The organism is Streptomyces sp. NPDC041124 (genome assembly GCF_055592385.1).
This window is the reverse complement of the sequence record NZ_JBVIYR010000013.1, coordinates 57901-77670: the sequence shown is the minus strand read 5'-3', so window position 1 is coordinate 77670 and position 19770 is coordinate 57901. Positions and strand designations below refer to the sequence as shown.

Here is a 19770-nt window from a genome sequence, read left to right as displayed (position 1 = left end):
CTCCCCGACCGCACCGGCAGCCCGACCGCCGTCGCCGCGGACCGTCGCCGGGTGGATTCTGACCCACCCGGACCGCCGTCACCGCCGGCCTGACCGCACCTGTGCCTGGGATGCCCCCACGACCAATACGAGAGCGGTCCCGCCTACGACCAGGTCCGCGTCCGGCGGGTGGACGTCGGGGAGCTGGTGCGGAAACTGGCCCCTCGATGGGGCCAGGACCATTTGTCACCCTCCGATCTCTGATAGGCATGTCGTCGGGGACGGGCGTATGCCCGTGGCGGCGTCCTGCGGGGCGCCGCAAGGGAGGGGAAGCACATGGGCACCATCACACGCGACGACGTCATCGCCCTCGAGCAGAAGGCGGTGGACCACGCGTACGCCTGTTACGAGGCGCGGCTGGCCGAGATGAACGGGACAGCGGCCGCCACGGCGTCGGCCAGTGGCAAGGACGGCATCGCCAACCGGAAGGACACGGAGCAGCGGGCAGCGGCCTACGGCAACCTCCGGGGCGAGTCGCTGGTCTTCGCCCGCGTCGACGCGCCGGAGGAGCCCGGCGGCGAGCCCCGGCCCTGGTACGTGGGCCGGCGGTCCGTCTCCGACGTCCGAACCCGCGACACCGTCGTCGTGCTCTGGACCAGCGACATGGCCACCAAGTGGCTCGAGGCACAGCAGGAGACGCCGGGCGACGTCGTCCTGCGGCGGCGGCTGCGCTGCGCGGAACGTGTCGTCGAGGACTACTCCGACGAGATCGCCGTGCCCGGAGCACTCGCCGGCGCCGTTTCCGAAGCCGCCCCCGGCGCCGGGCTCGTTCCCGCGCCGCGGCCGGCCGCCGACGACGCCGCCACCGCTGGGCGGCCGGGCACCGCGAAGCGCGGGGGGCGCCCGCCGGCCCGCACTCCTGCCGGCATCGCCCGTACGCAGCGCCGCAAGCCCCTGCAGCCGGACGACTTCCTCCTGCGCGAACTGCAGCGTTCGCGCAGTGGCCGGATGCGGGACATCGTGGAGACGATCCGCCGTGACCAGATGGTTCTGGTCACGGGTTCACCGACCGACATCCTCGTCGTGCAGGGCGGACCGGGCACCGGCAAGTCCGCGGTCGGCCTGCATCGCGTGACCTGGCTGGTCAACAACGAGCACTTCACGGCCTCGGACATCCTCGTCATCGGCCCCCACCAGCGATTCCTCGACTACGTCGGTCAGTTGCTGCCCACCCTTGGCACCCGCGACGTCAACACCGTCCAGCTGACCCGCCTGTGGGAGGGCGAGGTCCTCGGCACCGACACCCCGCGAGCACGGCTGGTGAAGTCCGACGAGCGCATGGCGGCCGTCCTGCGACGGCGGGTCGAGCGCGAGTGCCGTCCCGAGGCTCTCGACGCCCTCCTCACCGCTCCCTCCTTCGAGGGCGACGAGTCGACGTTCACCGTCACCGCCGGCAGCACCACCCTGCGCGTGCCGCGCTCCCAGGTCCTCGCCCTGTTCGAGCAGGCACGCGGCGGCGACGGTGCTCACCGCGAGCGCCGCGACCGTTTCCGCAGCCTGCTCGTCGACCGCCTTCTGGCCGAGCTCGTCGCCGTCGCCCCGCGCCGCGGCGCGGACGGCACGATCCGCCGCAGCCTGGAACGCAACCGCAAGGTCGAACGCCTCCTCGACCGCGTCTGGCCCTCGCCCGGTGCCCTGGAGGCCCTGCGCAGTCTCTACGACTCGTCCGACCTGCTGCGCGCCTGCGCCGAGGACCACCTCGACGACGAGGAGCGGGCCGCCCTGCACCGCCCTCGCGCCGCCACCGCCGACGACGACCCGTGGACCCTGGACGATCTCGTCCTGCTCGAGGAGCTGCGGTACCTCATCGCCGGCGAGACCCCGCGCCGCTACGGCCACATCGTCGTCGACGAGGCCCAGGACCTGACCCCCATGCAGGCCCGCACCCTGCGCCGGCGCGTCGCGCGGGGCGGTTCCATGACCGTCCTCGGCGACCTCGCCCAGGCCACCGGCCCGCGTGAGCATACGGACTGGGAGGAACTGGGCACTCTGCTGTCCGACCACGGTGACTGGCGCGTGGCCGAACTGACCACCAGCTACCGTGTGCCCGCCGAGATCATGGAGTTCGTCGCGCCGCTGGCCCGCACGGTCGCCCCCTCACTGCCGTACCCGCAGGCGGTGCGCGAGGCCGGCGACGGTGCTGTCCGGACCATCGCGACCGAACCGTGGCGGCTCCTGGACGACACCGTCACCCAGGCCGTCCGCCTCCTCGGCAGCAGCGACGGGCAGACCCTGCGCTCGGTGGCCGTCATCGTCCCCGACGACTCCGGCTGGCTCGACGAGATCGCCCGCCACCTCGACGAGGCGGACGGCCTCACGCAGCCAGAACGCGAGGCGGTGTCCGTGCTGGCCGCCGCCCAGGCCAAGGGCATGGAGTACGACCACGTCCTCGTGGTGGAACCCGCCATCATCGCCGCTCGCGGCCCGGCCGGCCTGCGCCAGCTCTACATCGCGCTGACCCGCAGCACCCAGACCTTGACCGTCCTGCACACCGCACCGCTCCCGGAGGCCCTCACGAACACCGACACCGCGGGCTGCGCGGAACAGCCGTCCGCCGGCACCGGCGAGGTGACCGGCAGTGCCGCCGGAGCGGCCACGGCGGCGGGGAACGTCCCCGAAGTCGGCACCGACATCAAGGTCCGCGTGGTCGGCCACACCACCGGCGGCAACTACAAGGTCGAGGCGGTCTCGCCCGCCACGGACCGCCCGCTGCTTCTGGCCGTGCGCCACGGCTCCACACCTCCCCGGAGCGGGGCGGAGGTGGACGCCTGGGTCCTGCGCCACGCCTCCAACGTCACCTTCGTCACCGTCGACGAGCGCGGGCGCAGGCCCATCTCGCCCACCATGGCAGAGCGGTACGTGGACGCGCTCACCGTCGTCGGGGACCTGGCCGACGGCGACGTCCCGGACGATGCCCGGGTCCGGCTGTCGGAACTCAAGGGCATGGCCAACCGCTGCCTGCGTCTGGACCAGCACGACTGGCTGGACGTCTGGCGGGTCCTCGGCTCCCCGGACCGCAGCCGCCTGGGCCTGTTGCGGGACCTCGCCGCGAACACCAACCGCGCACTCGCCTCGAACGCCCCCGACCTGGACCGGTTCCGGGCGGAGCTGCAGCGCAGCGGCTGGGCCGAGGCCCTGGCCGAGGCGCGCCGGACTCTGGAACAGCGCCTCGCGGCACGTCGGGTGGAGGAAGTCCGGGACACCGAACCCGCCGCGCAGTCCCTCGAGCCCGCACCGTCCGAGCGGACCGAACCGTCCGCACCGCCACAGCAGCCCGAGCAGCCCGAGCAGCTCGAACCGGAGGAGAACCACCCCATGCCCAGCACCCCCGTCGGCACCATCGCACCGACGTCAGAACCAACGGCCGGGCAGAACACGGACCTGCTCCGGTTCCTGGAGACCTCAGCCGCGGCGGACCGCACCTGCAAGACCCATGAGGCGGTGCGCTTCGAGCTGATGGCGGCCCTGCTGCGAGCCGACCGGCAGCCGAAGGCCGACTCACCGGTCGTCGACGTCAGCTGCACCACCGAGCACGGCCGCTTCCTCTACGAGGTCCTGGGCGCCGGCCTGTCCACGTACACCGACCTGCGCTCGGGAGCGGCCCGCCTCCACGAGGTCAACCACACCCTGCCGGCGACCGCCGACCGCCTCTACCTGGTGCTGTCCCAGCCGCCCGCCGAGGACTGGTCGGCCGCCACCGTCCACGACGTCTTCGGCGTCCACGCCCTGTGGCGCACCCCGCAGGGCTGGGGCGGACAGGACACCGAAACCGCCCTCGGCCTCGATCCCGGCCAGGCCTGACACCACCGAGTTCCTGCTGGGCGGTGCTGCACCGGGCGTACCCCGCTCTCGTGGGCTTCGTGGTGGCCTCGGGTACGGCGGCGTCGATGGTCGTCCCCATCTCACAGGCGTGGCCGGGGCCGCGTTCGGCGGGGGTGCGGACTTCGAGTTCGGCGTTCGGCCATCAGCTGCCACGCAGTCCAGCGCCCGCACCCGCCCGGCGAGGTGTTCGGTGACCGGCTCGTCCAGGCTCAGGCCGTGCAGGACGTCCTCGGCGACGGCCTCCCATTCCTTGCCGTCCAGCAGCTGCGCCCGCGGGTCGGACCAGCGGTTCGACGGCGAGGCGAACACGTCCCGACGGTTCAGCGCTCGGTACAGCTGCTCCAGCACACAGACCACGTACGCGTCGCGGTCCACCGCCCCTTCGGGCAGGTCGAGGTTGGAGAACACCGCCCGCTTCCACGCCGGCGGCACGAGCTTGCCGTCGATCTCACGCGGCAGCAGCGGCTTGACCTTCACCTTCCGCCGGGCCAAGGCGGGCAGCCGCTCCACCGCCGCCAGCACCCGCGCCCCGCCGGAGGCCGCGCCGAGCGCGGAGGACTCGCCGAGCAGGGACAGGACGGGCGGACCGTGTTGAAGCGGGTGGCCAGCAGGCGCCGCATCTCGGCTTCCGCCTCGTCGTCCCCGGGCGGCAACAGCTCATCCAGCAGCGCGGCGGCGGCCTCACGGTGGCAGCGTCATCGTCGGAGGAGGAGCGCGTAGGGGAGAATCACGCCCCGTTGGTGGACCAGTCCGCCATCCCGCCGGGCAATGAGTGGCGCCCGGAGATCGGGCACTGGCTCGCGCGCTGTGACGCAGCCGTCGTCCTTCTCAACGAGAAGGCGCTGAAGTCCTCCTGGGTGCGGCGCGAGGTCAACATCCTCATGTGGCGCAGGGCCCTCGGCGCGCCCCTGCTCGTGGTGCCCGTCCTCCTGGACGGACTGACCACCGCGGCCGTCAAGATCTCCGGCCTCGAGGAGCTCCGGCCGATCCAGTTTTGCCGGACCAGGCAGACAGCGCTGGTGGCGGCATTTATGCGGGGCGCGGACAGATTTCGCCGGGAACGGGCCTGATTCGGCTGACCGCCGGACGGCTGTGGTGAGGGTTCCTACGCTCCGATCATGAACTGGACGAATGCGCTGGCGATCTTCGGTGCCATCACCGGGGCCAGCGGCCTGGGCTGGCAGATGTGGAGCCACCGCCTCACAGGCGGCCGGGTGGAGGTCTTCTCCACCCGACTCAAGCGGGAAGGCCGGTGGTGGGTGCGCACCGACGTCTCGAACGTCGGCCGCCTGGACGTGACGATCGTCGGCTACTCCGTATGGCGTGACATCCCCGGGCATCGCCTGAAGCGGGCGGTGTGGAAGCTGCGAGCCGTCCGGCGCGTGGGGTGGAAGCGGGCCCGGCGTATCCAGGTGCTGTTCAACCCGGCGGTGCACTTCGGGGCGCCGGTGCAGGTCGGGAGCGAGGCTGAGCGCATTGAGCTGCCGTTGGTCCTCAAGGCCGGCTCCATGGTGTCGCTGCCGCTCATCGGGCTGGAGGTGCCCAACCGGATAGGCCGACAGCTTCGGGTCTCCCTGCACCTGGGCACCGGCCGCATCATCCGGGCCGACGTCCACGACGCCGACGCTCTGGAGCCCTTGCGGATCGACCTGGACGAATACACCGGCGACTGGTCCTTACACATCGGCCCGCCCACAACCGACTGACCCGACGCGTAACCGGGCCTTCGAGGGGTGGCAGGCGCTTACCGTGGAGCCGTGACCACACCCTCCGACGACGCAGCCGACCCGGTGCCAGTGGGGGTCGTGCTGCCCGCCGACCCGGTGCTCAGTCATCCGGAGCAAGAGGTCGTCGCGCGGCTGTGGAGACGGCAGCAGACCGAGACAGGCTGGCTGTACCTGGTGGGGCTGCCGTCGTACCGGGACCTCGAGGACGGCGGGGTGGAGGCGGTGGAGTACCGGGTGTGGGTCCGCTCGAGGAGCCTGGTCACTGCCGGATGGTCCCGGCGCGGGCCGAGGACGCGTTCCAGGCTGGGGTGGAACTGGGTGAGCAGGCCGCGGATGCGGTTGGAGGTGCGGTTGGCCTCGCCGGCGAGGTCCTGGTCGAAGCCGACCGTCATGGTCAGCTCCGCGGTGACCTCGTCGGTCAGGTCCAGGTAGCCGTCCGCTGGTTCGCTGGCGGGTCGTTACGAAGGGACCGAGGCTAGTCCTTGGCCTGGTTCGATGGTGTCGGTTGCGATGATGCCGGTGAGACGTCCGTGGGCGATGGGATCTCCGCCGGGGGCAGCGTGAGCGGTCAATGCGCGGAGCTGGGTGGGGGTGAGGCCGGCGAATGCGCGGAAGTCGCGGATGAGGTGGGCTTGGTCGTGGTAGCCGCACTGGGCGGCAGTGTGGGCGAACGATTCTCCTTCGCCGGTAGGCAGGGTGAGGGCGTGCTGGAAGCGCAGGATCCGGGCGGCTGTTTTGGGCGGGAGGCCGATCTGCTCGCGAAAGAGCATCTGGAGTCTTCGGTTGCCGCGGCCGGTGGTTTGTGCGAGTTCGCGCATGGTGACGGTGCCGTGGGAGGTGCGCAGATGTTTCCAGGCGTGTGCGACGACCGATGAGGGCAGAGGACCGGCGGCTAATCGTCGGGTGAGGGCGTCGTCGAGTACCGTCCAGCGTCCGGCCCAATCCTCGGCGGCAGCCAGCCGGCCGGTGATGCGGGCGGACCAGCCGGAGCCGAGGACCGCGTCGGGGTCGACCAGGACGTCGGTCAGGTGGTGGAGGGGGACGCCGAGGAAGCGGTATGCCCCCAGTGGGGTGAGCTCCACCAGCGCGGTGTGTGCCGACCCGGAGTATGAGCTCAGAGTGGCCGTGGTGTGCAGTCCGGCGAGTAGCGCGCGCCAGGTGCTCGCCTGTGTTCCCTGGCCGCGTCCGGCCAGTACGGTCAGTGGATCGCCCCACCCCAGGACAAGTGTCACGGTCGCTGCGGGCAACGAGACCCTGGGCCACCCTTGGACTTTCGGGATTTCAAAGCCCATATAGCTCACGACGTGGGCACGCAGCCAGTCCGGCGCCAGCCGGACCACCCGTTCACTCCTCGTTCCCGCCAACTCGGCTCCCGTCACCAGCATTGCGCTCGGACACACCTCGTTGCGTGTCGGTGCGCATTCGTACAAGCCGCCCGACTAGTCCCGCCAGCAGTCTGTTGCCGAACAACCGGCCGGTGAAGACAAGATCAGGCCGGGATGTCAGCCAGAACTCGACAACGCCCCTGGCCAAGGCACTGGCTGACTGAAGGGGGGCGGGCGCTGTGGGGCGATCCGCTGACCGTCCGCCCCGTAGCTGAGCACGCAACCTCAAAGCAAGGCCAGGACCGGCATCCGGACCAACGTGAAAGTAGGCATACATGCGTAAGATACGCAATGCAGTCTCAATCCTCGCCGCCTCGGCCGCTGTGCTGGCGGGCACCGCCACCAGCGCCATCGCGACCGACAACCCCAACACCAGCCGCGCGGTGGCGGCATCGTGCACCGTGTCCGGCGCGTTCTGCGCGACCAGCGATAGTGGCGGCAGCCTCGTCCTGTACTGCGGTATGTCCGCGAGCATGCCCTGGAGCGGGGGCGGATACTGGAACAACCGCCTTCCCGGGAACGGCAGGGTCAAAATGTTCGGCTCGAGCGGCACCCTGATTTACACGACGCCAGCCAACTACGGTCCTGTCAGGGGCGACTGGAATCCCGTCTACAGCCTCCGCGCCGACTGCTGAGGCCCCGGCACGAGCTGCGGGCCGCGCCCAGTCCTCGGCTTACTACCGCAGCGCCCCCGTCCGCGATTCAGCAGGCGGGGGCTTCACCATGTTCAAAGAGAGAGGGCCAACTGCCTGCGGGAACTCCTCGACGAACTGGGGGAACCTGCTCTCCGGCTCAAAAAACATCAGCATCAGCACGAAGCCGGGTCGGGTCCGTCCGGACTTGTTCGCCACCAGGTCCAAGTCACAGCCCGCCGGCGTCCAGCACACCACCACATCTTCCGGCGCCCACTCCCGCGCATGTCTGTTCCCCCGGCCCCCCGCCATTCGCTCGCGCTGCCCAACATGAAGGGCTCGACTACAAGGAAACGGGGCGTCAGCAGGAGGGGCCGCTACTTTGCACCGTGGGTCAGGGAAATAGGACACCGGGGCCGACAACGGCACGGCCATACTCGTCGAAGTCGAACACCGGGTGCCACAGATCGAGCCCTTCGGGCCAGTCCCCCTCATCCATCGGCGTGCGGGTGGTGGTGTGGCCGGTGGCGTACATGTGCAAGACCTCGTGGCCGACGCCCCGCTCCGTCGACGTCGGCGCGCTCGGCGCTGTAGATGCGCCGGCCCGTCAGCATGGGGTTTACCGCGGCTCCGCCAGGACCTGGCCGACGGCGTCCGCTGAGGTGCGGAGGCGGGGCACGGACAGCGAGGGCGCGAGGTCGAGCCGCTTGTCCATCTCCAGGCGGAAGGTGCCGTACGGTTTGGTGTTCGACCAGAACAGCGTGGTCAGCCCGCGCCGGTCCTCGGCCGAGAGCTTCTTCGCCCAGGCCGGTTCGGCGAGGATCTGCTGGACCAGAAGCGTGTTGACGTGCACGAGCGCGGACTGGAGCAGATGCAGGGCGAGTATCGAGGTCTCGGCGTGCTCCTTGTCCGGGCCGGTCAGCGCACCGTCCTTGCCCCCGCACCCGCTCAACGATCTTTCCCCGAAGGTCCCTACCAGCGGCGTTCCCTGTGGTAGCAGCCATGATCATTCTCAGCGCTACATCCTGTTCCGCAACTACTCACACCCGGCTACGAGGAGATGGCCCGCGTGGCAGTGCGGAAGTGGAGCGAGGCCGAGCAGCTCGAAGTGACCGCCATCGCCGCGGTGGGCACGGGTGAGGCCGCCGAACGTTGGCTCGCCGACAAGGGCGGCGACGCGTGAGGGCCCCGCACCACTTTCCCGACGCTGGCACGCGCCCGGCCAGGTGGCTGCCCCATCGGCCGGGGCGCTGAGACGCGCGGGTGTAAAAATCCACACCTCAGAGGAACGCAAGGGCCCTCGCATCGGCCGTCCGACGCGGGGCCCTTCCGCTGGACCGGACCGGGCGCGGGGCCGAGGAGGACAACGCCCTGCTCGGCGTGCTGTAGGGAGCATCGGCCGCAGCAGGGCGCTGCCCCGGACGATGTGCGCCCGGGGCAGCGCCCTGCTCGGCTATTGTTTCGGCCGGCTCTGCGGGCCTGTCCAGGCTATGGGGTGGGCCACAGGACGTAGGTGTGGGCGGGCGTGCTGCCTCGGTGTGTGTGGACCTTCACCTGGTGGCTCCTCTTGTCCACGGTGACGGTGAATCGGGCCTTCCAGGTGCCGGGGCTCTTGCACGGCCATCCCACCTTGGGCACGCAGGCGCGTGACTGGAAGGTGGCTTCGTAGCGGGCGAACCGGTTCCACTTGTTCTGTCCGGTTTCGGTGATGCGGAGCTTGGAGTCCTCGGCGACGGTCAGGCCGAGGTTGGACGCGGTGGCGTTGAGTTCGATGCTCGAGGTCTTCGTCCAGGTGCTCGGGCTCTTGGTGGGGCAGGCCAGGACGTTCATGTTCCATTCGCCGTAGCGGGGCGAGAGCAGCGAGCCGGGGTAGAGGGTGACCTGCGCGTTCTCGCAGGCGGCGGTGCTGTGGGTGGGGGCCGCGGTCCCCTGGGTGCTGGTCGCGGTGGCGATCGCGCCGACGATGAGGCCGCAGGCTGCGGTGGCGGTGGCAAGGCGTTTGATTCGCACGAATGTCCTCCGAGGTGAGCAGGGCGGAAGTGTGTCCGGGTGAGGTGTGCGCAGGTTCACGGGGTGCGGTACAGGGCCATGCCGAGCGGCATCGTGCTCTTGATGCCGCCGCCGTAGACGATGCTGACCTTGCCGCTCTTCTTGTAGGCGATGAGGGCGAATCCCACGTCGACCCTGTGCGTGCGGGTGCAGGGCCACAGGGTGACGGGAACACAGTCCTTCACGGTGAAGCTGCCGGTGTACGTGGCGGTCTGGCGCTTGCTGTTCTCGGCCGTGGAATTGACCCGCAGTGCGGCCGACTCGAGGAGGTAGCCGACGGTGTTCCCCGTCCCGTTCGTGGCGGCGCTGGCCTGTGTGCTCCAGCCGGCCGCGTCTTCCGTGGGGCAGACGGTCACGTCGAAGTTCACTTCGCCCAGGCGCAGGCGCGGGGGGACCTTCTCCCCGGGGTAGACGGTGACGCGCTTGGGCTTGCAGCTCGGAGCGTCTTCGGTGGCCTGCGCGGGGCTGAGGACGGCTACGGCGCCGGCCAGCAGTCCGCCGACGGCGGTGATGGCGAGAGCGCGGACCTTGGTGACGCGTGGAGTGTTCACACCAGTGCTCCTTGGATCGCTTGGATGAAGAGGCGGGAGAAGACAGGGGCGGTGAGCCCCCCTGGTCTCTCCGGCGGATGCCGTGGCCGGCTGGAGTCCTCCGCGGCGGACGGCCGCGGGGTGCGGGCGCATGACCGTGTCGTCTGCGACCCGGGCGCCAAGCCTGTGCCGGTCGGCTGTGAAGAGCGTCCCGGTGCGGTGCCCCCGTGGGCAACGGCTGGAGGCGGCCCGGACAGTCCGGGTGTGTCCGCCCAGGTCAGCCCACGTCCGAGCGCCTCGCACGAGGGCGCCGGAGCAGCGTCTTGAGGTGTCCCGGCGCGTCTCGGACTGTCCCGGAGGGCATGAGATCTTGCCGGACAGCCACAGCCGGAAAAGGCTCCGTTCCAGCCCTCACGGTGACCTGCGAACGGAGTTTGAGATGACACTGCAGATACGGCCGGCCCTCCGCCGGGCCGGCAAGGCACTTCGCCCGGCCCGCGGCAGACACGCCCGCCCCTCACGCACCCAGGCAGGAGTGCGCAAGGCCGTACGGGTCACGCAGACCGCGCTGGCCCTGGGCGTGACCGGGATCGTCTGCGTGCTCCTGGGCGCGGTCCTCAGCCTGCAGGGGGCCTCTCCCACTGCCTCGCCGCCCGACCGATCGGTGCTGGTGGAGGAGGCGCCGGAACCGCCGCCGCCGGCACCCGCTCAGACTGAGCCCAGCCCCGGATCCGCTGCGCCCAAGGCAGTGGTACTGCGGCCCGGCGACACACTCTTCGCCCTGGCCGAGCGTCACGACACCACGGTCAAGGAACTGCAACGCCTCAACGACCTGGGCCAGTCGACCCTCATCTACGCCGGTGACACCCTGCACCTGGCGCCCGGAGCCGCGGCCGCCGGCATCACGTCCCCAAAGCGGTCCGGGCCCGCCCCCGCGAAGCGTCCTTCGCCCGACAGGTCCGGCAAGGACACCTCCCGCGAGAACTCATCGGGCAAGAAGACGCCCCCCAAGAGCCAACGACCCGCCGCGAAGGGACGCGCCGCGGCGGCGGTCGCCTTCGCCAAGGCGCAGATCGGAAAGCCCTACATCTGGGGTGCGACCGGCCCGAACGGTTACGACTGCTCCGGCCTGATCATGCAGTCGTGGAAAGCCGCCGGTGTGAGCATCCCGCGGACCACCTGGCGGCAGATCCACGCCGGCAACGCCACCACCCGCCCGCACCTCGTCCCCGGCGACCTGGTGATCAGCTACGGCGGCGGCCACGTCGCCCTCTACATCGGTGACGGCAAGGTCATCCACGCCCCTCGCTCCGGCAGCACGGTCACCGTCGCACCGCTGCCGCCGGCCTCACAGGTCGTCGGCTACCGCCACATCGCAGCGTAGGACCGGCCCATGACGGTCCGGTCAGACACAGTCGTTGGTGACGTCCCAGCAGGTCTCTTCGGGGAAGGGATCACCGCCCTGGGCGGGCGGGGTCGACGACGGAGGCGGTTCGTAGGGATCGTAGGGAGGCGGAGGCGGTTCGTAGGGAGACGATGGTTCGTACGGCGTCGACTCCCGCTGCCGCGAGGTCCGCTGCGGCTCGGGCTCACCGGGCCGGGCCGTGCTCCTGGACGGAGTGGGCAGCGGGGCCTGCCGGGTGGCCCCTGGTGCGGACGTGTCCTTGCCGACGGGCTCGGCCGCCGGGCCGGAGGCGGTGCTGTCCGGGTTCCGGCCGGACGTTTCCGACGGAGAGACCGTGACGACGACAGTCGGGCCGGCCGGGGGCGTGTGCGGATCACCGGAGCCGTCATCGGGAGCCAGGACGATCCCGGTCACGCCGGCCGAAAGGAGAACAGCCAGGGCGGCGACGAGGATCGGACCGCGCCGGCGGGCGGGGTGGCGCTCAGCACCCTCCGGCCCCACCGACGAGGTGTCCGCTTCTGCCCCTGCAGCCGCCGTCTCCTCCTGCGACACAGCCGTACTTGTTTCAGCAGTGCCGGTGTCCGCCTCGGTCTCGGCCTCTGCCGAGACCACCGTCTCCGCCCGGTCGGCGGCAGCCGGTTGTGCAGCCTCCGTGCCCGTCCCGCCGGGACGGGGCTCCCCGTCTTCTGTCCCCGGTATGCCGGTACTCGCCCCACCCGGCTCACCCGGGCCATCGAGCGAGCCGTCGTGCGGAGCCTGTCGCCGCACAGCGTGCGGCTCCAGGCCGCCTGCGGGCCGCCTGCGGGCAGAAGGCTCAGCCACGGCCGGAAGTCCGGACGCCTCGACCACGGAAGTACGCCGCTCGGAGTCGACAGCCAGCCGCTTGCGGACACCCACCCACGCCTCGACGGTGCTTCGGTCCCCGCCGCAGGCCCGGACGAAGGCAGCCAGCAACTCCTCCCGGGGGAGCTCCTCCCGGCTCAACGCACCGGCGAGTGTGGCGCGCGGGAGCACATCTCCAGCAGCCTCGGCCCGCCGTTCCAGCTCGCGGTAACTCACGTGCGCCCACTGCCGTAACTGCCGCATTGCCGCGACGAACTGCGCAGCGTCCGCAGCCTCATGTGGCTGCGGCTGTCCCCCGTCCACCCTGGCCCCCCGGGATCGATGCCATTCAGAGCTCGAACATCCGGCAGTTTAGAACGCCCGTCACTGGCCAGTTCGGCTGCTCGTACGCGTCGATCGTTCCGTCTCCGTTGTCGTCGTCCATGTAGTCGTATGCGTCGCCGTAGTTGTGCCGGTAGCGCATACACGTGCCCTCGGCGCGCAGTTCGGGCTTCCCGTCGTAGGAGTCGAGGTGGAGGGTGCCCCGGATGCCGTCGTCGCGGGTGGCGGCGATGCCGTTGTCGACCTTCGCGGGGGATCTGCAAAGGGAGCCGCCCGGCGGCATTGCCGTCGAGCAGGGGCAGAAGCCTCTGTCGGTGCTGATCACGGCCGGGCAGCGAGGCGACTTTCCGCAGTTCGAGTCGGTCCTGGACGCGATCCGGGTCCCGCGCATCGGTTCCGGTCGGCCCCGTAGGCGACCGGACCGGGTGCGGGCCGACAAGGCGTACGACTCCCACCGTAACCGGGCCTACCTGCGAAGACGCGGCATCAAGGCGACCATGACAAGCTTGCCGTCCGTTACGAGGCGACCGTGCTGGTGGCAGTCCTCATCGAGTGGCTGTGACCAGCGTTTGCCGTCGACCTCAGTCTGTCGGTGTCGGCACCGCGCAGGCGTCGGCGATAGCCCGCGTGTCCCAGTAGAACGGACGGACCTCGGTGATCCGCCCGTCCTTGACCGTGATCGCCTGCAGAATCGGGAAGCTGAGTTCACGGCCGGTCGCGCGAGCGCGAGCACGGACCTGTGTGAGCACGACCGCGGTCTCACCGGTGGCAAGGAACTCCTGCTCCACCATGTCGAACGACTCCCACACCTCTCCCATCATGAGGAAGAACTGCGCCATGCCCTTGTGCCCACGCCAAATGCCTCCATAGGGCAGAGCATCTGCTTGATGCAGCTCGACATCCGGCGCAAAGAAGGGAGCGAGCAGGTCGAACGAAGCCTCGCCAGGGCCTCCCGCCGCCAGGTACTCCGCCTCAGCCGCATACATGCCGGTGAGAACTGTTGCTGACTCCGTAGTGGATGACATCGTCATGCCGCCAGCATGAGCACCACAGCAGGACCTTGCTGGCGGCAATCAGACATCGTTGTGCCGCGCGGTCGGCACTTCCACACGCCCTAAGCGGCGGCGCGTGCGGCTGCCTCGGGCCTGTTCTGCATGATCCATCACCCCGGAGCGTCAACGTCACGTCTGGTCATGCCTTTATGTGAAAGATCATCCATATTTGCGACTCTCTGCAAGGCTGGCCCCGCTCCGACGGGGCCGTGGCATGATCAGCGCACGGTGTCGGTCAGGAACAGGTGCGTGGCGTCCACTCCGCGCACCGAGACCACCCCCACTGACCGCGGAGCTTCTGGCGGTCCTCGTCGGCGCGCGCCCAGTCGCGATGCCGCTTGGTGCATGACTTGAGGTAGAGGACGCTGGGGTCTCGTCGGGAGCGCGTCGGCGGCCTCGCAGTCGGCGGCGAAGGCCTCGTCGCCGGCGGATGCGGCCGCGGTGGCGTACATCAGCCGCTGGGACAGGTGGTCGCTGGTGGCGAGGTCGACGGGCGGGGAGTTGTCGTCGACGGTGGCGCCGGCGTCGCGGACGAGCCGGGCGACTGGCCGAGAAGGCCGCGGGTCGCGGAGTCGACGCGGCAGTAAGGGCTGTCCCGTAAATGATCTTCGAGTCACCTCGGGCATGCTCGGTCGCCGTGGCCCGCCGGCCTACCCGGCGAGGGCAAGGTTGTGCATCCGGGCGATGCCGAGCATGGCGTTGTGGACGCCGTCGCCTTTGAGACGGCAGTCGCGGAGGATCTTCCAGGTCTTCATGCGGGCGAAGACGTGCTCGACCCGGGCCCGAACCTGCTTGTGGGACTTGTTGTGTTCTTCCTTCCAGTCGGAAAGTTCGCTCTGGCCGCGCTTGCGGCGGTGCGGGATGACCAGGCCGGTACCCGGGTATCCGCCGTCGGCGATCGTGGTGGTCTTGCCGACGGCGGCCTTGGCGCCGGATTCCTCCCACGCTTTGCAGTCATTGCGGTTCCCGGCGAGCGACCGGCCGACCACGACGATCAGGCGGGTGTCGGCATCGATGACGACCTGGTGATTGGTGGAGTACCGGTAGTTCTTCGACCGCTCGGCGACGCTGTGATCCCGGGTGGGGACCAGGGTGCCGTCCACGATGAGCACGGTGTCCTTCGCGAACCGCTTACGGGGCTGGAGCGCGAGCATCGGCCCCAGGTCGTCGATGATCCGGTCCGCCGCCGACTTCGAGACCCCGAACAGCGGAGCGAGCTGCTGCATGGTCAGGTTCGTACGCCAGTAGGCGGTGACCAGCAGGGTCCGGTCTTCCAGCGGAAGGCTCCACGGCCGGCCCTTGCGGGCCGTGTCCGCACCTGCGCGGCGCAGCACCGTCACCAGCTTCCCGAAGGCACGCGGACTCAGCCCGGAGAACGCGGCTATCCAAGACGGCTCCGACGCCGTAATCACACCAGCCACATCGAGATCATCTCGCCCCATGCGACCACTTCTGCTCAGGCCCGTGGTCGAGAATCCTGCCATGAGCGAAGGTGACCGCCACGAGGCATCCACACGTACATTTCTTGCATGCGCAGCCGAAGTGGCCCGTTTGCTGCACCTTGAGGCTGCGGCCGACGTGCCTGAAGACCGACGTGCCCGGCACCTGGCCGGAGCCGCACGAAGGCCACTGCTGGAACGCGCCACCCTGCCCGAGGAGTTCTTCGATCCGCTGATGGCCGCTGCTGTCTACGACCCGGACCCAAGCTTCTGCCGCTGGTTCGTCGAGCCGGCGCTCTACGCATTCGGGCGCCGCAAGGTCATGACAGCACTGCTCGGCTACCTCCGCACGGGCACGCCCGCAGAGATAGCCGGTGCCCGCCGGGCCTGGTACTGCGCACATCTGCCACTACGCGCTGACCGGTCACCGGCCTACGCGCCCAGCGGAAGCCGCGATCCTGCCCTGGACGAAGTGGACGACGTGGTGGACCAGTGGCGGAAGTCGTCCAGCACCCAGCAGCGTGATCACAGTGCCTCAGCGAGCCACGACCAAGCCTGAGACCCCCTGCCCAGAGGGCCGTGGCGCAACTCCTCGGGTTTACGGGACAACCCTTAGTCGTCATCTGCCCAGATGCCGATGCGGTACTGGCGCAGGCTGGTGAACTTCGGGGCCGGGAGGTCGATCCTCCAGGCGGCGGCGTCGGCGGGGGCCGGGGCGGCGATCACGTCCAGGGGGACGTCCAGGTCTGCGGCCGTGCGGGCGATCGGGCCGAGGGTGATCATGTCGCCACTGGTGACTGCAGGTGATCTCCGGAGGGGTACCGCCTCCAGGTGCCTCCGGCCTGGGCGGACGTAGGTGATGTGCTTGCCTCGCCTGATGGGGTGAGTTACTCATCGGGTGTTCGGCGCCCCGGATCTTGGCCTGGTCGTTGACAGATTCAGGGCGGCCTCGATTCTCTCCGCGAGAGAGGCGGTCACGACTTCGCACTCGTGACTTCTGGCACGGAAGGCTTCTGCGCGGCTATCCCGCCCGCCGTGCCCCGTCCCGCGGTACCAATCCTCAGACACCCGGTCAAGGGCGAGGAGAGCGTCTTGCATCCGACGCGTTGCCGCCTGGACGTCTGTGTCTGTCGTGAACACCTTGGCTGCTGTCGACGTTGCGGCAAACTCCTGCCAGCATCCATGCTTTCGGCGATGGATCTCGGCCTTCTCCTCCTCGCCGATACCGTTGCAGAGGCTGTTGAAGAGCTCCCAGGAGGCGGACTGCCACATGGAGGCTCGCGTCAGAAGCTGCATGTAAGCGTCGCGCTTGTTGTCCAACACCCACCGCGTTTGGGTTGCCTCGAGTTGGTCCCGCGTCTGTTGGCGTTGCGACTTGGCGGTCACCGATCCGGCCCACACTGCACCGGCGGCGCCGAGGGCCGCTCCAAGAAGGCCCACGGCCCCAGTCAGCAGTTCAGATGACATGCCTGCATCCTCGTTCCGAGACCAGGCGTTGACCATGCTCTTGGGGGAAACGAACTGGGCTCTTGTTCTCAACTCGACGTCACCGGAGGAACCCGGGGCCTGAGGAAGTGCGGCAGCTGATGGTCTGTCCGGCTGTCCGGCTGGGTGGGCGGTCGCAGCCTTCTGGGCCTGACGGGGGACGGTCTGGGCTTGTCGAGGTGTCCGTGCACCGTGAAACGGGGCACGCCGAATCTGTCGGGGATCTGCTGGACGGTCTTCTCCCGCTCGTCGTCGTAGAGCCGCTGGACGAGCACGGCCTGGTCCGCGGTGAGCTCGCCTGCGCCCGCCGTCTGTTCCGGCGGCGGATCCAACGCGTTCGGCGCGGGGTTCCATCTCCACGCTCACGTCACTCCGCCCCGGTGGGCAGGACCCACGCCGAACCCTGCGGTTCGCACGGGGTCGCCAGCTGATCAGAGAGGCTGGCGAGGTGCCGCGAGTACGTCCCTGAGTACCTTCTCGAGCGTGACGCGGGCCAGTTCGTGTCTCAGGGTCTCCTCGATGTCCTGGTAGATGCCCCGCATTGCCGGCTGGATGCCGTGACCCACCACGCATCCCTGGTCCGGGGTGGTGCGGTGCATCGCGAACAGCGGGCCGGGTTCCACTGCCTCGTACACGTCGAGCAGGGTGATCGACCCGAGCTCGCGCGCCAGCGACCATCCCGCGCCCGCGCCCCGCCGGGACTCCACGAGCCCTGCCCTGCGCAGCTCGCCGAGCAGCCGTCTGATCACCACGGGGTTGGTGTTCGCGCTGGTCGCGATCTGCTCGGAGGTGGCGACCTCATGGCCCTGGCGCTGATAGAGACCGATCCAGGCCAGCGCATGGGCGGCAATGGTCAGCCTGCTGTTGGCGCTCATGATCCCTCCTCCGGTCGCAACGCTCCATGTTACGACAGCGCAGTCGCAACAGTGAAGGTTGCGACTGCGTTGTCGTAACGGCTATCGTTACGACAGCAGGAGGTCGATCAAAGACAAGCGCGGATCGTGAGCGTGTTGCGAACTCGAAGGAGAACAGGAATGGAAAGTAACGAAAAGACCATTCGCGAGGCTTACCGGCTCGCGGAGGGGAACGTTCTCGACGGTGACGGTTTCCTGGCCTTGTTCACCGAGGACGGGTCGTTCAACGACATGTCGACCTCGCAGAGTTTCCGCGGAGAGCAGATCCCTCAGGTGATCGCGGGCCTCGCCCGCTCGTTCCCCGATGTACACCGTGAGCTGCTCGAGGTACATGCGTTCGGTGATGTCGTCGCCGTCGAGTTGCGAATCCAGGGCACGCATCTCGGAGGGTTTCCGACTCCGGTCGGCGAGATCCCACCGACCGGCAACCGGATCGACGTGCCGGCGGCGGACCTCTGGTACCTCCGTGACGGAAAGATCGAAAGGTTCAATTGCTACAACTCGATGAGCGTGTGGCTTGATCAAATCGGGGTTCACCCTGACTTCAAGTCCGCAGTCGAAGCCACCGAGACAGCAGCCACGACGGCGTAACTCTGCCGGTCAGCGCCGAGTATGCGACAAGACACTCCCTTCTTCGGGCCGCATACCCGGCGCTGCTTCTTGAACAAAGTTGTTGTTCGCACCCAACCGCCGACACGACCCGGCAGGCCGACTCATCGAGTATCAGCAGCCCTGGCCGGCAGGTAGGGCAACGACCCACATGGAGTGACGTTCTCCGGGCCCGCCTCCACGAGACACACGGCTGCGACGAGACCCCACCCCAAAGATCATCGAGGTACGCGGGGCCGGACCACCCTCCCCCATGCCGCCGAGCCCTGCGCATCCGACGCTGACCGTGGACAAGTTCCACGCGTGCACGGATCACGGAGGGCTCGGCCTGCCATGAGTCCGTGACGATCACGAGCAGACCCTTCTGCCGCCTTCAGGTGTCCTGAAGGTCTTCGTCCTCGTCCTCGCCCAGCCGCTGGTCGAGGTCGCTCGTCCACTGCTGGGCCCATGCCCTGAGCTTCGTGATCGGCTCCCCGGTGAGGCCGTAGGAGGCGAACTCCTCGTCGTCGTACCACTCGGCGCCGGCCAGGCGGTCACGCAGGTCCTGGCGGCGGAACTCGTCGCGGCCGTGCCTTTCGCCCAGCCGCTCGAGCTCGGTGGCCGTGTGGTGGGCGGAGGCGGCGTGGACGTCGATCAGGTCGCGGACCGCGCCGCGGTCGGCGAGGGCGCGGACCTTGGTGCCGATCACGTCGTCGAGGGCGAGGACCGGTCCGTACTCGGTGGTGAGCGGTGTGGCCCACAGGTTCTCCTTGAGGACGTCCACCTCGCAGTCCTCGCCGGTGTCCGGGTCGGCCGCCACGAGGCGTGCCGACAGCGGGTCGACGTCGATCACCGTCACGCGCCAGCCTCGTTCGGTCAGTGCCCGGCGCAGATGCTCGGCGATGTCCGCCATGGGGACGGGGTTCTCCGTGGCGACTTCGAGGTCCTGGCTGAGCCGGTCTACCAGCCCGTGCGCCCGGACGGCGTATCCGCCGGTGATTGACCAGCGGGTAGGCCGTGCCGACGGCGAGGACGTCGGACAGGAGACGGCGGTGCAGGTCGCTGAGGTTCACGCGGCGGCGGACGCCTCACGGGCGAGCTCGGGGAAGGCGTCCTCCCACACATCACGGATGTGCCTGCTGATCAGGGTGCGCAGCGCGGGCCACTGGGAGGCGAGCAGGTCCCGGTTCAGGAAGGCGAGGAGGTCCTGGCGCCGTCCCTCGGCCAGGACGGTCCGGTAGCTCATCCGCTGACGCGGCCGGTCGAGGTCGTACGCGCGCAGGCCGGACCAGGCCACATGCAGCGGGAGCTCGACCCGCCCACCCGTGCGCCGGTCCGGTCAGCTCGTCCAGGCGGCCGGGCAGACGGCCCGCTTACCGGGCACGCGGCACCTCTGCGGCGGAGGGTTCGAGCGAGCGGTGGTGCAACGGGTCCATGCCCGGCATTATCCCTCCGTCCATCGGGTCCGTCGAAGGCCGCGCCGGACCCGGTACCGGACGCGAGGGTCGAGGTACATCGTCCGTGCGGATTGCGCGCCAT

Annotated in this window: 18 protein-coding genes and 5 pseudogenes; 8 read left to right on the top strand and 15 right to left on the bottom strand. The window is 69.5% G+C overall.

Annotation, left to right across the window (positions count from 1 at the left end; translation table 11 throughout):
* Positions 1-315 precede the first annotated feature (315 nt).
* Positions 316-3840: a HelD family protein gene (locus ACZ6A9_RS29450; protein ID WP_468991473.1), complete on the top strand. Its 3525-nt coding sequence runs from the start codon at positions 316-318 to the stop codon at positions 3838-3840.
* A gap of 152 nt (positions 3841-3992) precedes the next feature.
* On the opposite strand, the pseudogene ACZ6A9_RS29445 reads toward ACZ6A9_RS29450, so the two are convergent.
* Positions 3993-4541, bottom strand: a pseudogene (locus ACZ6A9_RS29445) (Tn3 family transposase); the annotation flags it as partial.
* Between the two features lie 60 nt (positions 4542-4601).
* Here ACZ6A9_RS29445 and ACZ6A9_RS29440 point away from each other — a divergent pair.
* Positions 4602-4931, top strand: a complete 330-nt coding sequence (locus tag ACZ6A9_RS29440) for a toll/interleukin-1 receptor domain-containing protein (RefSeq protein ID WP_468991470.1) — start codon at positions 4602-4604, stop codon at positions 4929-4931.
* Between the two features lie 48 nt (positions 4932-4979).
* The gene (locus ACZ6A9_RS29435) at positions 4980-5567 is read left to right on the top strand and encodes a hypothetical protein (protein ID WP_468991466.1); all 588 of its coding nucleotides are present in this window, start codon (positions 4980-4982) and stop codon (positions 5565-5567) included.
* A 263-nt stretch (positions 5568-5830) separates the two neighbouring features.
* On the opposite strand, the pseudogene ACZ6A9_RS29430 reads toward ACZ6A9_RS29435, so the two are convergent.
* Together ACZ6A9_RS29430 and ACZ6A9_RS29425 are read right to left on the bottom strand one after the other, a co-directional pair.
* Positions 5831-6016: pseudogene (locus tag ACZ6A9_RS29430) on the bottom strand (IS110 family transposase); the annotation flags it as partial.
* A 30-nt stretch (positions 6017-6046) separates the two neighbouring features.
* Entirely contained in the window at positions 6047-6973 is a 927-nt protein-coding gene (locus ACZ6A9_RS29425; protein ID WP_468991463.1) for a helix-turn-helix domain-containing protein, read from the bottom strand.
* Between the two features lie 275 nt (positions 6974-7248).
* Between ACZ6A9_RS29425 and ACZ6A9_RS29420 the strand changes: the two genes are divergently transcribed.
* Complete coding sequence (locus ACZ6A9_RS29420; RefSeq protein ID WP_468991461.1) at positions 7249-7608, top strand: hypothetical protein; 360 nt, start codon at positions 7249-7251, stop codon at positions 7606-7608.
* Between the two features lie 391 nt (positions 7609-7999).
* Here ACZ6A9_RS29420 and ACZ6A9_RS29415 read toward each other — a convergent pair whose 3' ends face one another.
* The 4 genes from ACZ6A9_RS29415 to ACZ6A9_RS29400 form a co-directional block, all read right to left on the bottom strand.
* A complete protein-coding gene (locus ACZ6A9_RS29415) occupies positions 8000-8140 on the bottom strand; it encodes a hypothetical protein (protein WP_468991458.1) in 141 nt (46 codons plus the stop codon).
* A gap of 84 nt (positions 8141-8224) precedes the next feature.
* Positions 8225-8557 (bottom strand): Tn3 family transposase, encoded by a 333-nt coding sequence (locus tag ACZ6A9_RS29410; protein ID WP_468991455.1) that lies wholly within the window; start codon positions 8555-8557, stop codon positions 8225-8227.
* 536 nt (positions 8558-9093) lie between these two features.
* The gene (locus ACZ6A9_RS29405; protein WP_468991452.1) at positions 9094-9615 is read right to left on the bottom strand and encodes a hypothetical protein; all 522 of its coding nucleotides are present in this window, start codon (positions 9613-9615) and stop codon (positions 9094-9096) included.
* A gap of 56 nt (positions 9616-9671) precedes the next feature.
* The gene (locus ACZ6A9_RS29400) at positions 9672-10205 is read right to left on the bottom strand and encodes a hypothetical protein (RefSeq protein WP_468991450.1); all 534 of its coding nucleotides are present in this window, start codon (positions 10203-10205) and stop codon (positions 9672-9674) included.
* A 418-nt stretch (positions 10206-10623) separates the two neighbouring features.
* Between ACZ6A9_RS29400 and ACZ6A9_RS29395 the strand changes: the two genes are divergently transcribed.
* Complete coding sequence (locus ACZ6A9_RS29395; protein WP_468991447.1) at positions 10624-11568, top strand: C40 family peptidase; 945 nt, start codon at positions 10624-10626, stop codon at positions 11566-11568.
* A gap of 1192 nt (positions 11569-12760) precedes the next feature.
* Here the strand turns inward: ACZ6A9_RS29395 and ACZ6A9_RS29390 are convergent.
* Complete coding sequence (locus ACZ6A9_RS29390) at positions 12761-13078, bottom strand: hypothetical protein (RefSeq protein ID WP_468991445.1); 318 nt, start codon at positions 13076-13078, stop codon at positions 12761-12763.
* On the opposite strand from ACZ6A9_RS29390, the pseudogene ACZ6A9_RS29385 reads away from it, so the two are divergent.
* A pseudogene (locus tag ACZ6A9_RS29385) lies at positions 12984-13184 on the top strand (hypothetical protein); the annotation flags it as partial. The gene ACZ6A9_RS29390 and the pseudogene ACZ6A9_RS29385 sit on opposite strands and share 95 nt — an antisense overlap.
* A gap of 150 nt (positions 13185-13334) precedes the next feature.
* Here ACZ6A9_RS29385 and ACZ6A9_RS29380 read toward each other — a convergent pair.
* The gene (locus ACZ6A9_RS29380) at positions 13335-13784 is read right to left on the bottom strand and encodes a nuclear transport factor 2 family protein (protein ID WP_468991443.1); all 450 of its coding nucleotides are present in this window, start codon (positions 13782-13784) and stop codon (positions 13335-13337) included.
* Between the two features lie 671 nt (positions 13785-14455).
* Positions 14456-15226 (bottom strand): transposase, encoded by a 771-nt coding sequence (locus ACZ6A9_RS29375; RefSeq protein ID WP_468991440.1) that lies wholly within the window; start codon positions 15224-15226, stop codon positions 14456-14458.
* A gap of 61 nt (positions 15227-15287) precedes the next feature.
* On the opposite strand from ACZ6A9_RS29375, the gene ACZ6A9_RS29370 reads away from it, so the two are divergent.
* Complete coding sequence (locus ACZ6A9_RS29370) at positions 15288-15803, top strand: hypothetical protein (RefSeq protein ID WP_468991437.1); 516 nt, start codon at positions 15288-15290, stop codon at positions 15801-15803.
* A gap of 53 nt (positions 15804-15856) precedes the next feature.
* Here the strand turns inward: ACZ6A9_RS29370 and ACZ6A9_RS29365 are convergent, their stop codons facing one another.
* The 3 genes from ACZ6A9_RS29365 to ACZ6A9_RS29355 form a co-directional block, all read right to left on the bottom strand.
* Positions 15857-16027: a hypothetical protein gene (locus ACZ6A9_RS29365; protein WP_468991435.1), complete on the bottom strand. Its 171-nt coding sequence runs from the start codon at positions 16025-16027 to the stop codon at positions 15857-15859.
* 108 nt (positions 16028-16135) lie between these two features.
* Entirely contained in the window at positions 16136-16711 is a 576-nt protein-coding gene (locus tag ACZ6A9_RS29360; protein WP_468991432.1) for a hypothetical protein, read from the bottom strand.
* A gap of 449 nt (positions 16712-17160) precedes the next feature.
* Positions 17161-17604: an Rrf2 family transcriptional regulator gene (locus ACZ6A9_RS29355; RefSeq protein ID WP_228967424.1), complete on the bottom strand. Its 444-nt coding sequence runs from the start codon at positions 17602-17604 to the stop codon at positions 17161-17163.
* A 159-nt stretch (positions 17605-17763) separates the two neighbouring features.
* On the opposite strand from ACZ6A9_RS29355, the gene ACZ6A9_RS29350 reads away from it, so the two are divergent.
* Positions 17764-18234, top strand: a complete 471-nt coding sequence (locus ACZ6A9_RS29350; protein WP_053637133.1) for a nuclear transport factor 2 family protein — start codon at positions 17764-17766, stop codon at positions 18232-18234.
* Between the two features lie 391 nt (positions 18235-18625).
* Here ACZ6A9_RS29350 and ACZ6A9_RS29345 read toward each other — a convergent pair.
* Positions 18626-19304, bottom strand: a pseudogene (locus ACZ6A9_RS29345) (nucleotidyl transferase AbiEii/AbiGii toxin family protein).
* Positions 19301-19595: pseudogene (locus ACZ6A9_RS29340) on the bottom strand (hypothetical protein). Before ACZ6A9_RS29340 ends, ACZ6A9_RS29345 begins: the two co-directional pseudogenes overlap by 4 nt.
* Positions 19596-19770 lie beyond the last annotated feature (175 nt).

Excerpts from the sequence above, each read along its gene's own strand:
- ACZ6A9_RS29395 (WP_468991447.1), top strand. The coding sequence starts at position 10,624 with ATGACACTGCAGATACGGCCGGCCCTCCGCCGGGCCGGCAAGGCACTT.
- ACZ6A9_RS29370 (WP_468991437.1), top strand. The coding sequence starts at position 15,288 with ATGAGCGAAGGTGACCGCCACGAGGCATCCACACGTACATTTCTTGCA.
- ACZ6A9_RS29360 (WP_468991432.1), bottom strand. The coding sequence starts at position 16,711 with ATGTCATCTGAACTGCTGACTGGGGCCGTGGGCCTTCTTGGAGCGGCC.
- ACZ6A9_RS29365 (WP_468991435.1), bottom strand. The coding sequence starts at position 16,027 with ATGATCACCCTCGGCCCGATCGCCCGCACGGCCGCAGACCTGGACGTC.
- ACZ6A9_RS29420 (WP_468991461.1), top strand. The coding sequence starts at position 7,249 with ATGCGTAAGATACGCAATGCAGTCTCAATCCTCGCCGCCTCGGCCGCT.
- ACZ6A9_RS29415 (WP_468991458.1), bottom strand. The coding sequence starts at position 8,140 with ATGTACGCCACCGGCCACACCACCACCCGCACGCCGATGGATGAGGGG.
- ACZ6A9_RS29435 (WP_468991466.1), top strand. The coding sequence starts at position 4,980 with ATGAACTGGACGAATGCGCTGGCGATCTTCGGTGCCATCACCGGGGCC.
- ACZ6A9_RS29450 (WP_468991473.1), top strand. The coding sequence starts at position 316 with ATGGGCACCATCACACGCGACGACGTCATCGCCCTCGAGCAGAAGGCG.
- ACZ6A9_RS29355 (WP_228967424.1), bottom strand. The coding sequence starts at position 17,604 with ATGAGCGCCAACAGCAGGCTGACCATTGCCGCCCATGCGCTGGCCTGG.
- ACZ6A9_RS29380 (WP_468991443.1), bottom strand. The coding sequence starts at position 13,784 with ATGACGATGTCATCCACTACGGAGTCAGCAACAGTTCTCACCGGCATG.
- ACZ6A9_RS29425 (WP_468991463.1), bottom strand. The coding sequence starts at position 6,973 with ATGCTGGTGACGGGAGCCGAGTTGGCGGGAACGAGGAGTGAACGGGTG.
- ACZ6A9_RS29350 (WP_053637133.1), top strand. The coding sequence starts at position 17,764 with ATGGAAAGTAACGAAAAGACCATTCGCGAGGCTTACCGGCTCGCGGAG.